General features: G+C 69.6%; 12 protein-coding genes. 8 read left to right on the plus strand and 4 right to left on the minus strand.

What is annotated here, in order from left to right; all coding sequences use genetic code 11:
- Window positions 1–18: 18 nt before the first annotated feature.
- From ACOGI9_RS11500 to ACOGI9_RS11525, 6 genes are read left to right on the plus strand one after another with little or no spacing between them, the layout of a single operon-like run.
- Complete coding sequence (locus ACOGI9_RS11500; protein WP_419857260.1) at window positions 19–819, plus strand: enoyl-CoA hydratase family protein; 801 nt, start codon at window positions 19–21, stop codon at window positions 817–819.
- Complete coding sequence (locus ACOGI9_RS11505; protein ID WP_419857261.1) at window positions 816–1,976, plus strand: acyl-CoA dehydrogenase family protein; 1,161 nt, start codon at window positions 816–818, stop codon at window positions 1,974–1,976. Before ACOGI9_RS11500 ends, ACOGI9_RS11505 begins: the two co-directional genes overlap by 4 nt.
- Before the next feature lie 50 nt (window positions 1,977–2,026).
- A complete protein-coding gene (locus tag ACOGI9_RS11510; protein WP_419859287.1) occupies window positions 2,027–3,235 on the plus strand; it encodes an FAD-dependent monooxygenase in 1,209 nt (402 codons plus the stop codon).
- On the plus strand, window positions 3,150–4,286 hold the full coding sequence (locus tag ACOGI9_RS11515) for a hypothetical protein (RefSeq protein ID WP_419857262.1): 1,137 nt from the start codon (window positions 3,150–3,152) through the stop codon (window positions 4,284–4,286). Before ACOGI9_RS11510 ends, ACOGI9_RS11515 begins: the two co-directional genes overlap by 86 nt.
- 41 nt (window positions 4,287–4,327) lie before the next feature.
- Window positions 4,328–5,131: a tryptophan 2,3-dioxygenase gene (locus ACOGI9_RS11520; RefSeq protein ID WP_419857263.1), complete on the plus strand. Its 804-nt coding sequence runs from the start codon at window positions 4,328–4,330 to the stop codon at window positions 5,129–5,131.
- Window positions 5,132–5,141: 10 nt separating this feature from the next.
- The gene (locus tag ACOGI9_RS11525) at window positions 5,142–6,353 is read left to right on the plus strand and encodes a kynureninase (RefSeq protein WP_419857264.1); all 1,212 of its coding nucleotides are present in this window, start codon (window positions 5,142–5,144) and stop codon (window positions 6,351–6,353) included.
- 12 nt (window positions 6,354–6,365) lie between these two features.
- Here ACOGI9_RS11525 and mobA read toward each other — a convergent pair whose 3' ends face one another.
- Genes mobA through ACOGI9_RS11540 form a run of 3 tightly spaced genes read right to left on the minus strand, consistent with a single transcriptional unit; the run spans window position 6,366 to window position 9,792 of the window.
- Entirely contained in the window at window positions 6,366–7,073 is a 708-nt protein-coding gene (gene mobA, locus ACOGI9_RS11530) for a molybdenum cofactor guanylyltransferase (RefSeq protein WP_419857265.1), read from the minus strand.
- Window positions 7,070–7,507 (minus strand): arsenate reductase ArsC, encoded by a 438-nt coding sequence (locus tag ACOGI9_RS11535; RefSeq protein ID WP_419857266.1) that lies wholly within the window; start codon window positions 7,505–7,507, stop codon window positions 7,070–7,072. The genes mobA and ACOGI9_RS11535 overlap by 4 nt, the downstream gene beginning before the upstream one ends.
- The gene (locus tag ACOGI9_RS11540) at window positions 7,507–9,792 is read right to left on the minus strand and encodes a DUF5916 domain-containing protein (RefSeq protein WP_419857267.1); all 2,286 of its coding nucleotides are present in this window, start codon (window positions 9,790–9,792) and stop codon (window positions 7,507–7,509) included. The genes ACOGI9_RS11535 and ACOGI9_RS11540 overlap by 1 nt, the downstream gene beginning before the upstream one ends.
- 183 nt (window positions 9,793–9,975) lie before the next feature.
- On the opposite strand from ACOGI9_RS11540, the gene ACOGI9_RS11545 reads away from it, so the two are divergent.
- Window positions 9,976–10,602, plus strand: a complete 627-nt coding sequence (locus ACOGI9_RS11545) for a hypothetical protein (protein ID WP_419857268.1) — start codon at window positions 9,976–9,978, stop codon at window positions 10,600–10,602.
- Window positions 10,603–10,744: 142 nt separating this feature from the next.
- On the plus strand, window positions 10,745–12,913 hold the full coding sequence (locus ACOGI9_RS11550) for an alpha-ketoacid dehydrogenase subunit alpha/beta (protein ID WP_419857269.1): 2,169 nt from the start codon (window positions 10,745–10,747) through the stop codon (window positions 12,911–12,913).
- 16 nt (window positions 12,914–12,929) lie between these two features.
- Here ACOGI9_RS11550 and ACOGI9_RS11555 read toward each other — a convergent pair whose 3' ends face one another.
- Complete coding sequence (locus ACOGI9_RS11555) at window positions 12,930–13,871, minus strand: Fpg/Nei family DNA glycosylase (protein WP_419857270.1); 942 nt, start codon at window positions 13,869–13,871, stop codon at window positions 12,930–12,932.
- Between the last annotated feature and the right edge of the window lie 4 nt (window positions 13,872–13,875).

Here is a 13,875-nt window from a genome sequence, read left to right on the forward strand (position 1 = left end):
CGTGGAAGGAAGCGCGCCGTGTCTCTGAATCCGAGTTCGTTCCTGTACGAGGTCGACGCCGCGACGTCCGTCGCGACGATCACGCTGAACCGCCCGGACCGGCGCAACGCGCTGACCTTCGAGGTCTACGACGAACTCCGAAACACGTTCCGCGCGCTCGACCGGGAACCGGGGGTCCGCGCGGTCGTGATCACGGGAGCCGGCGCCGCCTTCTGCACGGGCGGAGATGTGCGCGACATCATCGGGCCGCTCCTCGAGATGGACGCCGCGGAATTGCTCGAATTCACGCGGATGACGTGCGACCTGATCGCGGCCATGAGGGAGTGCGGTCGGCCCGTCGTCGGCGCCCTGAACGGTACCGTGGCGGGGGCCGGGGCCGTGATCGCGACGGCCTGCGATGTGCGGATCGCGGCGGAATCCGCGAAGATCGCCTACCTGTTCACGCGGGTCGGGCTCTCCGGCGCCGACATGGGGATCGCCTGGCTCCTGCCGCGAATCATCGGTCTCGGGCGAGCGACGGAGCTTCTGATGACGGGCGATTTCCTCGATGCACGGGAGGCGCTCCGTGTCGGACTGTACAATCGGGTCGTCCCCGATGGCGAGGCGCTCGCCGCGGGGATGGAGTGGGCAGCGCGGCTGGCGGCGGGACCCACCGCCGCGCTGTCCGTCACCAAGCGCGCCCTGGAGACGGAGGCACACATGACGTTGCGCGACGCGCTCGCCGAGGAGGCCCGGCTGCAGGCCGCCTGCATGGAGGATCCGAACTTCCGCGAGGGCTTCCGCGCCTTCGTCGAGAAGCGGGCCGCGGTGTTCTCGTGATCGACCTCCACCCCGTCCGCGCCTTTCTCGAACCGCGGCACCTCGAACTCGGGGAGGGGCTCGGGCGCTACGCGGCGTCGGAGTTCGCCGAACACGCGCATCGCGACGATGATGATCTCGCCCGCCGCTACGCGCGGGAGATCTGCGCATCCCTGGGGCGGGGCGGCTGGCTGAAGGCCGTCGCCCGGCAGGACTTCCGGGCCTGTTCCGTGACGCGCGAGACGCTGGCCTTCTACTCGCCGCTCGCGGACGCGATGTTCGCCCTCCAGGCGCTCGGCTCGACCCCGATCGCGCTGGCCGGCGACGAGAGGCAGCGGCGGCTGTGGCTCGACCGGGCCATCCGGGGGCGAGCCGTGGCGGCCTTCGCGATGAGCGAGCCGGAGGCGGGGTCCGACGTGGCCGCCATGCGCACGACCGCCGTTCGGGACGGGAACGAGTACGTCCTCAACGGCATTAAGACCTTCATCTCGAACGCGGGGATCGCGGATTTCTATCTCCTGTTCGCCGTCACCGACCCGGGCGAGGGCGTGGCGGGGATCTCCGCCTTCCTCCTCCCGGCGGACACGAAGGGGTTCCGCTTCGTGCGGCCGCTTGTGATGGCCGACCCCCACCCGCTGGGCGAGATCGCGCTCGAGGACTGCCGGCTTCCGGCCGAGGCCCGCGTCGGAGGCGAGGGCGAAGGGTACAAGCTCGGGCTCGCGACGCTCGACCGCCTGCGCCCCACCGTCGGAGCCGCGGCGTGCGGGATGGCCGGGCGCGCGCTGCACGAAGCGCTCCACCACGCCCTCTCGCGCCGGCAGTTCGGACGGGCGCTCGCCGATTTCCAGATCACGCAGGAGAAGGTGGGGCGCATGGGGACCGACCTGACCGCCGCCCGGCTCCTCGTGTATCGAGCGGCCTGGGAGCGCGACGGCGGCGCGGATCGCACCGACCTCGAAGCCGCCATGGCAAAGTCCTTCGCGACCGAAATCGCGCAGGGGGTGGTGGACGACGCCGTGCAGATCCTCGGCGGACGCGGCGTGCTGGCGGACCACCCGGTCGACCGCCTCTACCGCTCCGTGAGAGCCCTCCGCATCTACGAGGGCGCCACCGAGATTCAGCGTCTCATCATCGCGCGTCATCTGCTCGACGCCGCGCGCGGCGAGAGCGACCTCTGAGAATCGTCTGCGTCGGAGGCGGGCCGGCCGGCCTGTACTTCGCGATCCTGATCAAGGGTTCGGATCCGGCGCACGATGTCACCGTCCTCGAACGCAACCGCCCCGGCGACACCTACGGCTTCGGCGTCGTGTTCTCCGACGCCACCCTGGAGGAACTCGCCGCCGCGGACCGCCAGAGCTACGAGGCGATCGTGCGGTCCTTCCACCACTGGGACGACATCGACATCCACTACCGGGGCCACCGGCTCACGTCGACCGGACACGGGTTCAGCGGCCTTGCCCGCACCACCCTCCTCGAGATCCTGGAGTCGCGGGCGCGCGAACTCGGCGTCGATCTGCAATACGGCGTGGAGGTCGAGTCGGAGGAGGCGTACGATGGCGCCGATCTCGTGCTTGCCGCCGATGGCGTGAACAGCCGCATGCGGGACCGATACGCCGCCGCGTTCGGCCCCCGCGTCGATCTCCGTCCGAACCGGTTCGTCTGGCTCGGCACGACGAAGCCCTTCCCCGCCTTCACGTTCCATTTTCGGGAGACCGAACACGGCCTGTGGCGCGTGCACGCGTATCAGTACAGGCCCGATGGCGCGGACGGGGAAGCCGTTTCCACCTTCATCGTCGAGGCGACCGAGGCGACGTGGCGCGCCGCCGGCATGGACGCCGCCTCCGAAGAGGAGACCGTCGCCTTTCTCGAGGATACGTTCCGCGAGGAACTGGATTCCCATCGACTCGTCGCGAACCGCTCGATCTGGCGGGGCTTCCCGACCGTCCGGAACCGAGCGTGGCGCCACGGCAACATCGTGCTCGTCGGCGACGCCGCGCACTCGGCCCACTTTTCCATCGGTTCGGGCACCCGGCTGGCAATGATCGACGCGATCTCGCTCCACGAGTCGCTTCTCGCCCACGATCTCGCGGTGACTCCGGCGCTCGAGGCCTACGAGACGGCCCGCCGGCCGGACGTCGAGAGCGCGCAGAGGGCGGCCCAGGCGAGCCTCGAATGGTTCGAGGGCACCGAGCGTTTCCTGGAGACGGAGCCCCTGCAGTTCGCCTTCAACCTCATCACCCGCAGCCTCCGCATCACCCACTCCAACCTCGCGCTGCGCGACCCGGAGTTCACCGCGCGCGTCGACCGCTGGTTCGGGCCGGAGCGGCGGGGGCCGGGAGGACGCCGCGCCGGTGGCCGAAAGATCTGCCGCCGAGAGCGTCGGGCGCGGCCCGGCTCCGCCCCCGCTCCTCGCCCCGTTCCGGCTCCGGGAGCTTGAACTGAAGAACCGGGTCGTCGTCTCGGCCATGTGCCAGTATTCCGCGGAGGACGGGACGCCGGATGACTGGCACCTGGTGAACCTCGGCAGCCGGGCCATCGGGGGAGCCGGACTCGTGATGTCGGAGATGACGGACGTGAGCCGGGAGGGCCGTATCTCGTTGGGCTGCACGGGAATGTACACTCCCGCGCACGTAGGTGCCTGGAAGCGGATCGTCGATTTCGTGCACCGCCATTCCGACGCGGCGATCGGCATGCAGCTCGGCCACGCGGGCCGGAAGGCTTCCACGCATCTGTCCTGGGAGGGCGACAACGAACCGCTCGAAGACGGCGGCTGGCCGATCATGGCCGCTTCCCCCGTGCCCTGGTTCGAACACAGCCCGGTGCCGCGCGAGATGACGCGGCGGGACATGGATCGGGTGACGGCCGAGTTCCGCCGCGCCGCGGAAATGTCGGAGGAAGCCGGATTCGACCTGCTGGAGATCCACTTCGCGCACGGCTACCTGCTGGCCAGCTTCGTCTCCCCTCTTACGAACCTCCGTGAGGACGAGTACGGGGGAGACGTGGACAGGCGGCTTCGCTTCCCGCTCGAGGTCCTCGCGGCGGTGCGATCCGCGTGGCCGCCGGAGAAGCCGATCTCCGTGCGCATCTCCGCGGTGGACTGGGCGGACGGCGGGATGACCGCGGACGGAGCCGTCGAGGTCGCGCGCCGCCTGAAGGAGGCGGGGGTGGACATCATCGATGTCTCGGCGGGGCAGACCGTCCCCTGGCAGGAGCCGGTCTACGGCCGCCAGTACCAGACCCCCTTCTCGGACCGCATCCGGCACGAGGCGGGGATCGCGACCATGGCCGTGGGCAACATCTCGTCCTTCATGGACGTGAACACGATCCTCGCGGCGGGGCGCGCGGACCTCTGCTGTCTCGCCCGCGCACACCTCTGGGACCCATACTGGACCCGGCACGCCGCCTATGCCTCGGGGGCGCCGATCCCCTGGCCGCCGCAGTATTCGTCGCTGGACGGCTACACGCCGAGATTCGAGTGGGGGTACTGAGGACGCGGGAGTACTGAGGACGGGCCACCGGAGGGAGCTTCATGGCGCACGGAAAATACCTGACCTATTCCGGATACCTGCACCTCGACGAGCTGCTGTCGCTTCAGGAGGAGCAATCGGGCGAGGGCGGGAGCCCCGAGCACGATGAGATGCTGTTCATCATCATCCATCAGGTGTACGAGCTGTGGTTCAAGCAGCTCCTGCACGAACTCGAGTTCGCGTGCGACCGGATGGGTGCGGACGACATGCCGCGGCTCCTGCATACGATGGAACGCATCCTCACGATCCTGAAGGTGCAGGTCGCCCAGCTGGACATCCTGGAGACGATGCGTCCGCTGGATTTCCTCGCCTTCCGGCAACGGCTGGAGGAGGCGAGCGGCCTTCAGTCGTACCAGTTCCGCGAACTCGAATTCATTCTCGGCCACAAGCGGACGGACGTCTTCGACCGATACCCGGCGGGAAGCGACGCGCGCCGGCGGCTCGACTCCCGCTACCGGGAACCGTCGCTGTGGGCCGCCTTCCTTCGCTTCCTCCACGGGCGCGGGTACGCGATCCCCGCGGAGGACCTGGAACGGGATGTGACGGCGCCGACCGAGCCATCCGCGGGCGTGCGGGCCGCCCTCATCCGGCTGTACCGGGAGGATCCGCAACTCGTCCAGCTGTGCGAGCGGTTCGTGGACCTGGACGAGGGACTCCAGGAATGGCGCTACCGGCACGTGAAGATGGTGGAACGCACGATCGGGGCGCGGCCCGGCACCGGCCAGACCGGCGGCGCCGCCTACCTCAGGAAGTCGCTGAACCGCCCGGTGTTCCCGGATCTTTGGGCGATCCGTACGGACCTGTGATGAGCTTCGCGTGACGGGCTTCGCGCCGGAGGATCTGTACCGGGAGCCGAACGCGCTGGCCCCGTACTACTCCCGCTTCCGGGTCGCCGAGCGGCTGCTCCTCACGGGACATTCGCACCAGGCGTGGCCCGACTGCGGATTCGCGGGACAGCTCCGGGCCTGGGAGGACGCCGCCCGCCTGGTGGACGGGAAGTGGGAGGAGGCGTTCGCCCGCGGGAATCGGGTCCGCGCCGGGTACGCCGAACTCCTCGGACACCCGGGGCACCCGGACGAAGGGGACTACGCCCTGGGCTCGAACACGCACGAACTCGTGGTGCGCTTTCTCTCCGCCCTCCCCCTGCGCGCGCGGCCCCGGCTCGTGACGACCGCGGGGGAGTTCCACTCCATCCGGCGCCAGCTCGACCGGCTGGAAGAGGAGGGACTGGCCATCGTTCGCGTGCCCGTGGACCCGATCGACTCGCTCTCCGAGCGGCTTGGTCTCGCGACGGACGACGAGACGGCGGGCGTGCTGGTCTCCGCCGTCCTCTACCGGGACGCCCGTATCGTCGGCGGGCTCGACCGCGTGGCGGAACGCTGCGAACGGGTGGGGTGCCACCTCCTCGTGGACGCCTATCACGCGCTGAACGCGATCCCCTTCGATCTCTCCAAGCTGGGGCTCGAAGGCGCGTTCGTGGTGGGGGGCGGGTACAAGTATTGCCAGCTCGGCGAGGGGAACTGCTTCCTGCGGGTACCGCCGGACTGTCGGCTGCGGCCCGCCGTCACCGGGTGGTTCGCGGAGTTCTCGGCGCTGCACGGGGGGGAGGACGCGGCGCGGGTGAGGTACGGAGCGGGAGCGGAGCGGTTCGCGGGCAGCACGTACGATCCGACGAGCCACTACCGGGCGGCCGAGGTGTTCGACTTCTTCCGGGAGCGTGGACTCGCGCCGGAGTTTCTGCGCGCGGTGAGCCGGCACCAGATGGACCGCCTCACGCGAGGGTTCGACGGGCTCGACGCGGACCCGGCGCTCGTGGACCGCGACCGGGAGACCCCGCCCGATGCGGTGGGCGGCTTCCTCGCGCTCCGGACGCCGCGGGCACGGGACTTCCACGAGGCGCTCGCGGCCCGGGGCGTGGCGACGGACTACCGCGACGATCTGCTGCGGCTGGGCCCCGCCCCCTATCTCAGCGACCGGCAACTCGACGACGCGGTCGCCGCCCTCGGAGAAGTCGCGGCCGGTCTCTAGCGTGACGCCGCGCTAGTCGGCTCCGGCGGCGCTCCGCTCGGCCCACTCCAGGTCGGCCCGGCTGTCCACGCCGCGCACCATCGTCTCGAGGTCGCCGAGTCGCTTCACCTGTTCGGCCGTGACGGTCCGCACCCGCAACCGCTCCAGGAAGCCCATCATCGAGGGGGACGGGCCGCCGGACGCCGCGGTGCCCGCCACGAGCCGCGCGGCCAGCCGGCCGACCTCCCGCCGATAGGCGGCGCACAGCGGCTGCGCCTGGCCGCGCGCGTGCGGCACGACGGCGTCCGACTCCGCGTCGCTCGCGAGTTCGCCGCTCAGGCGGTCGACGAGATCCGGCGTGACGAAGGGGAGGTCGCCCGCCAGCACGACGCAGATCGCGCCGCGCGCCGCGCCCAGCCCTGAAGCCAAGCCGGCGAGCGGGCCGAGGTCGGGCACCGGATCTGGCACGACGAGGAGGGCGCGGCCCTCCGGGCTGCGGAGCGTGACCGAGCCGGGCGGGCCCGCGCTTTCCGCGCCGGGCTCCCAGCCGTCCGCGGCGAGGGCACGCCGGAAGGGCGGAACCTCGCGCACCGCGAGGACCGTGTCCTCGAACTGCGCCGTGGCTCCCAGGATCCGCGACAGTACGGTGCGGCCGCCGATCTCGACCAGCGGCTTGTCGCGGCCGAGGCGGCGCGAACGTCCGCCGGCCACGATCACGAGCGACCGGTCCGGCCGGCTCACGCCCCGGGAGCCCCTCCGGGACCCGGCGCCTCCGCCCCGGGCGCCACGCCGAGATCGGCCAGCAACGCGGCCACCCGCAGGCGAATCTCGTCCCTCACCGCGCGGAACTCCTCGGCCGGCAGGTCCTTCGGGTCCCTCACCTCCCAGTCCTCCCGCCGCCGCGCGGGCACGTGTGGACACGCGTCGCCGCACCCCATGGTGACGACCGCATCGAACGGCCCGGGCGGCACGTCGTCCAACCCCTCCGACCGGTGGACGCCGAGATCGTAGCCCAACTCCGCCATGGATTCGATCGCCCGCGGATTCACGACGCCCGAAGGGCGGGAACCCCCGCTCGCCGCCTGCACGCCGTCACCCGCCAGCATGCGGGCGAAGGCTTCCGCCATCTGGCTCCGGCAGGAGTTCTCTACGCAGACGAAGAGGAGCCTCGGCACTAGCCCCCGAGGACGTTGAACTGCCGGCTGAACTTGACGATCAGCGAGCGGCCCTGCGGCCCGTGCAGATCCTGGATCCCCTGGATGTCGTTGTAGACGATGAACAGGCCCGTCCCCGCCGTGTTGAGCCACCCGAACCGCACGTTTGCGGAGAACGTGTCGAGCTGCGTCGAGTACTGGACGAGCGACTGCAGGTAGACCCTCGGCGTGAAGAAGTACCCGAAGTTCACCCCCGCCAGCGTCGTGACGAAGTCCCCGTGCTCCAGCGTGACGTTGTTGTAGTCGAGCCGGAGCGACGTGCTGAACGACGAACCCGGCCGCACGGTCAACGTCCCGTTCAGGCTGCGGCGCGAACCCGACAGGAATTGGCCGATGTTCGCCCCGCTGCGGAAGGAGACCTTCGCCGATTCGTTCGTCCAGAAGCGCAGTTGCGTCTCCCACCCATCGTATGTCCCGGCCGGCACGGTGACGTCCGTGCCGAAGATCGTGAAGGGCTCGTACAGTCCTTCGCGGTTCCAGTTGACGCCCGTGTGGGCCTCCATCCCGTCGTTGAACTCCCAGTGGTTGTCGATGTGGAGCCGGGCCGACTCCTCGAACCCCGGCGTCACTCCCGTCTTTTCGCTCCGGAAGGTGAAGTACGAGATGTGCGGGCGGATCTCGCGGAAGGTCTCGGCCGGATGGATGTTGTACATCAGGAAGACCTGGTAGTACTGGTGGCCCGTCCGCCGCAGGAAGCCCACTTCGGGGTTGAAGTTCTCGCCGAAGTACTGGTACTGGAAGTTCCCCCGCCACTTGCGCGTCGTGAGACCGAAGGTCGCGTCGAACGCCCCGTCCGCGTCCGTCAGGCCGGGGGTCGCCGTCCGCGCCCCCCACGCCGTCAACGTCCACGCCTCCCCCAGCCCCAACTGTCCATCCACCGCCCAGGTCCGGTTGTAGTCGCCGGAAGCGCTCCCGTCGCGGTTGATGAAGGCGCCGCCGATCCGCGACCGGTTCGGCAGTTCGCGGGCCACGCGGGCGACCGAGTACGCGTTCGCGCCCTGGATGCCCTCGATCCCATCGGTCCCGATGTGCAGCATCCCGACGTTGAACCCGGCCGCGCGCCCGGAGACGCGGGCGCCGCCGGTGATCGGGACCTGCCGTCCGTTGGCGATGCCGATGCGGCGGCTGAAGAAGAGATCCGCCCCGCCGCCGCCGACCGCGAAGAACCCCGCGTTCTCGAGGAAGAAGGGGCGCTTCTCCGGGAAGAGCAGACTGAATCGCGTCAGGTTGACCTGCTGGTCGTCCACCTCCACCTGCGCGAAGTCCGTGTTGTACGTCGCGTCGAGCGTCATGCCCCGCGTGAGCTGGAGCTTGGCCTCGCCCCCGAAGTCGTAGTTCTGGTCGAACGCCGTCTGCCCGCCCGCGTAGTCCCGCGCCGTCGAACCCAGCATGTACGGCGTGACCGAGCCGAGGCGCCGGAAGGGAAGCTCGAGCCCCGTCAGGTTCCCCGCGTAGTTGAGCCGGTAGAGGTTGAACTCGCGGGGGACCGCGGACCAGAAGGACTCCTCGTTCCGGCGCCGGATCTGACGGGAGACGTTGAAGCCCCAGGTCGGATCGGTCCCGTAGCGGAGCGTGTTGAAGGGAATCCGGAACTCGGCGTACCAGCCCTCGCCGTCGCGGCTCGTCGCGACGTTCCAGGAGCCATCCCAGTTCTTGTTGAAGCCTCCGCCGGCGCCGGATTGCATCCGCCGCTGGGTGTTGAAGCCGCCCCCCAGGAAGAAGCCTCCGCCACGGCCTTCGTTGGCGACCTGTCCATCGTACTCGATGCCCGCCGGCGTCGTCCCGAACACGAACGCGTTCTGGTAGTCGTGGTAGGTATCGAACGCGAGCAGCACGTGGTCCGCCTCGGACACCTCGGCGTCCCGGATCCGGTCCCCGGGGATGATCCCCGCCGGGTCCCCGTCGAGAGCCCACACCCCCACGTAGATCGCCTCGTCGTCGAACACCATGCGCACTTCGGTGCGTTCGGAAGCCGGCTGCCCGTCGAAGGGTTCGCGCTGGATGAAGTCCGTCATCACCGGAGCGCCGTTCCAGGCCGCATCGTCCAGGACTCCGTCGATGTCGGGCGCCTGCGCCGTGCGGACCGCAAGACCCTCGATCGGGAGGGGCGGCGCCTCTTCCGGCTCGCGCGGCCCCGGACCGTCCTGGGCGCGCAACTCCGGCGCCGGCAGGAACAGGGCGATGAGACAGGCGAGCCCGAAGCCGAGGCGACGGCCGGGGAGAGCGTGGTTTCGTCGGAAGCTCATATCACGAACACCTTGAAGTGACGAACACCTTGAAGGATGGACCTGCGCACGCCAAGCCGAGGAAGGTAACACGTACCGGCTTCGCACGGTTGCAACGGTGAGCCGCCGACCTGTATGTTCAGATATATGGACACCGTTCAATCACGACTGCGGTTTTTCCGTAAAGATGTTCAAGGACTGTCGTTGCGCGATTTTCGCGGCCGTGTCAACGCGGAGTTGCCCGAGCACGCCCGCGTGAGCCTCGGCACGCTCTCGAACTACGAACGGGAGGCCGCCCCCGGGTCCTCGAGGGCGGGCCCGCGGGCCGAGTTTCTGGCGGCGCTGAAGCGAGCCTTCCCTCCCCTTCGGCTCGAGTGGCTGATTCTGGGCGACGGAGAGCCGACGACGATCGCCGAGCGACTCGCCGCGCCCGAGGGCCTCGAGGCGAAGGCGGGGTCGTCGACGAGCGAAGAACCCTCCCTCGCAACCCGGGTTCTGGCGCGCTACCCCGACCTCGAGTTGCTCTCGCCGGAAGCTTCCGCCCTCTTCATGGCCGCGCTGACGCGACTGGCCATGGGAGAGCCGAAGCTGGCGCTGGACGAAGGGAACCTGATCGAGCTGGCGGGCGACCTGCGCTGGCTCCTTCTGCTTCCGCCGGGGGCGTGGGGGTTTCGCCACGCGCCCCCCTATCGGGTCTTCTCCGACTACGCCGTCGCGATGCTTCACGCGCTGAGCCAGCTCATGCCCGAGAGCGGGGAGGGAGACCCGATCGCGGACCACGCGGCCTCGATTCTCCCGCAACTGCGCCGCTTTCGCACGGTCGGTTTCTAGACGCGCGAGGGACGATTAGATTCCCCGCCGGGTCTTCGTCGCGGTTGGGGCGGGGCGGTTGCGGAAGGCGAAGGCGGAGTCGTGGCGAGTCTCCGGAGCCCGGAGACCCGGCACCCAACTCTTCCTGATAACCTGGACATACATGGCAACCCCTATCGACCAGACCGACGATCTGGAGCGCGCGCTCAGCGCCCTGGCCCGCCCCGAATGGCGGGATCTCCAGGCCGAGGACCTCCTCGCGATGTATCGCACGATGTACACGTCGCGGACGATCGACGACCGCGAAATCGCGATGAAGCGGCAGAACCGCATCTTCTTCCAGATCTCCGGCGCCGGACACGAAGCGCTCCTCGTCGCGGCGGGACGCGCGCTCAGAGCGGGCCACGACTGGTTCTTCACCTACTACCGCGACCGCGCGCTCTGCCTCGAACTCGGCATGTCTCCGTACGAGATGTTCCTCGGCGCGGTCGGGGCGGAGGAGGATCCGTCCACCGGCGGACGGCAGATGCCGGCGCATTTCGGTTCGCCGGACCTGCACCTCGTCACCCCTTCCAGTCCGACCGGCACGCAGTTCAACCAGGCGGTGGGATGCGCGGAGGGCATCGCCCGAGCCCGGACCGCCGGCCTCGACGGACTCGACGCGGTCGCCCCGAATGTGGAATCGGATGAGATCGTGCTCGTGTGCACGGGGGACGGCACGACCTCGGAAGGAGAGTTCTGGGAGGCGCTCAACACCGCCTCCAACCTGCAGCTTCCCATCCTCTTCCTCGTGGAGGACAACGGATACGCGATCTCGGTGCCGGTGGAGGTCAACACGGCCGGCGGGAGCATCTCGAGTCTCGTGCGGAACTACCCGAACCTCCACATCGAAGAGGTCGATGGAACGGATCCGCTCGAGAGCTACGTCGTCATGCGGCGCGCCGCGCGATATGTGCGGTCCGGTCACGGTCCGGCGCTCGTGCACGCGCATGTCACCCGGCCCTACAGCCACTCGATGTCCGACGATGAGCGGCTCTACAAGTCCGAGAGCGAACGGGAAGTCGAATCCGAGCGCGACCCGCTCGCCACCTTCGCCGACTACCTCGTTCGCGAAGGCGTGATCGAGGCCGGGGCACTCGAATCGCTCAACGCGGAGATCAGGGCCGAAGTCGCCGACGCGGCGGACCGGGCCATGGCCCGCCCGCAACCGGACGCCGATACCGTCTACGCGCACGTGTACTCGCCCGACGTCGACCCCACGTCGGGCGCCTTCGAGACGGAGGCCCGGCCCGACCCCGAGGGGAATCCGAAGACGATGGTCGACCTGCTCAACGCCTGCCTCCGCGACGAGATGCGGCGCGATCCGCGGATCGTGGTGTTCGGGCAGGACGTGGCGGACGCGAGCCGCGAGGAGATCCTCGATGAGGTCAAGGGCAAGGGCGGCGTCTTCAAGGTGACGTACGGCCTGCAGCGCGAATTCGGGTCGCTGCGGGTGTACAACGCGCCCCTCGCGGAGGCGAACATCGTCGGACGCGCCGTGGGTCTCGCGGTGCGCGGGCTGAAGCCGGTCGCCGAGGTCCAGTTCTTCGACTACATCTGGCCGGCCTACCACCAGTTCCGGAACGAGGTCGCGACCTTCCGCTGGCGCTCCGCGGGACGCTGGAAGTGCCCGCTCGTCATCCGGACCACCTACGGGGGCTACATCTCGGGCGGGGCGATGTACCATTCGCAGACGGGCGCCTCGCTCTTCACGCACACGCCCGGCATGCACGTGATCTGCCCCTCGAACGCGGTGGACGCGAACGGGCTCCTGCGGACCGCGATCCGGTGCGACGACCCGGTGCTCTTCCTCGAGCACAAGCACCTGTACCGGCAGACGTACAACAAGGGCGTCTATCCGGGTCCCGAGTACATGATCCCCTTCGGCAAGGCCGCCCTGGTCACGGAGGGCGACGATCTCACGATCGTCACGTACGGCGCGATGGTGGAGCGGACGCGCAAGGCGCTCGCGAAGCTGGACCGCGCGGGGGAGCCGGTGCGCGCGGACCTGATCGACCTGCGGTCGCTGAACCCGGTCGACATGGACACGATCCGCCGCTCCGTGATGAGGACGAACCGCGTGCTCGTGGCCTACGAGGACGCGAAGTCCTGGGGCTACGGGGCCGAGATCTCGGCCCGCCTCGCCGACGAACTGTTCGAGTGGCTGGACGCGCCGATCCGCCGGATCACCTCGACGGACACCTTCATCGGCTACGCGCCTTCGCTCGAAAACGCGTCCCTGCCGCAGGTCGACGACATCGCCGAAGCGATCGTGGAACTCGCCACCTGGTAGTCGGCGGGGACCGGCTTCACTCGGCGGGAGTTGTCCCGCCCGATCGAAGCTCTTCGAGCGCTTCCAGGCTGCGGGGCCAGTCCTTCCCCAGCAGCCGGGAGAGGGCCCGGTCCGCCAGCACTTTTCCGCCGGTCTGGCAGGCGGCGCAGTAGTTCGTTTCGTTGTCCGCGTATCGGATCCGCTGCACCGGCGCCGCGCAGGCCGGACACGGCTGGCCATACTTCCCGTGCACCGCCATCCCGGCGTGGAACGCGGTCACCTTCTCCGGGAACCTCCCCGCCAGCTCGTCCCGCAGCCGGCGCGTCCACCGTTCGAGCGTGCGGCGCGTGGCTTCGTGGAGCCGGTCGATCTCCTCGTCGCTGAGCCGGCTCGTCCACTTGATCGGCGACAGCTTCGCGCGGTGCAGGATCTCGTCGGAATACGCGTTTCCGATGCCCGAGAAGAGCCGCGGATCCGTGAGCGCGCGCTTGAGCGTGTGGTTGCGGGCCGTGAGCGTCTCGCGGAAGACGGCCGGGTCCGCGGCGAGGGGATCGATGCCGCCGGGGTCGTGCCGGGCGAGCGCCTCGGCTCCCTTCACGACGTGCAGCGACGCCCGCTTCTTCGTTCCGGCCTCCGTGAGAAGGAGGCTCCCGTCGGCGAAGTCGAAGGCGGCGAGACCCAGCCGTCGGGGGATCTTCACGCCGGGATCCCGCCACCTGAGCCGCCCCGCGATCATGAGATGGAGGACGAGCCACAGCTCCGGTTCGTCTTCCCGGTCATCCGGGGCCGCGAGTCCGATCGCGATCCGCTTCCCCAGCCGGCGCAGGGCCGCGACCCGGCGTCCGTGCGCCTCCGCCAGGGGCGGATCGACGCTCCGGAGCAGGAAGGGACTGCCGAGCCGCACTCGCTCCAGCGTACGGCCGAGGACGCGCGCTTCCAGCCCTTCCAGGTAGATCGTGATGTCGGGCAGTTCGGGCACTACC

This window comes from Candidatus Palauibacter irciniicola (assembly GCF_965208695.1).
Lineage (GTDB): Bacteria > Gemmatimonadota > Gemmatimonadetes > Palauibacterales > Palauibacteraceae > Palauibacter > Palauibacter irciniicola.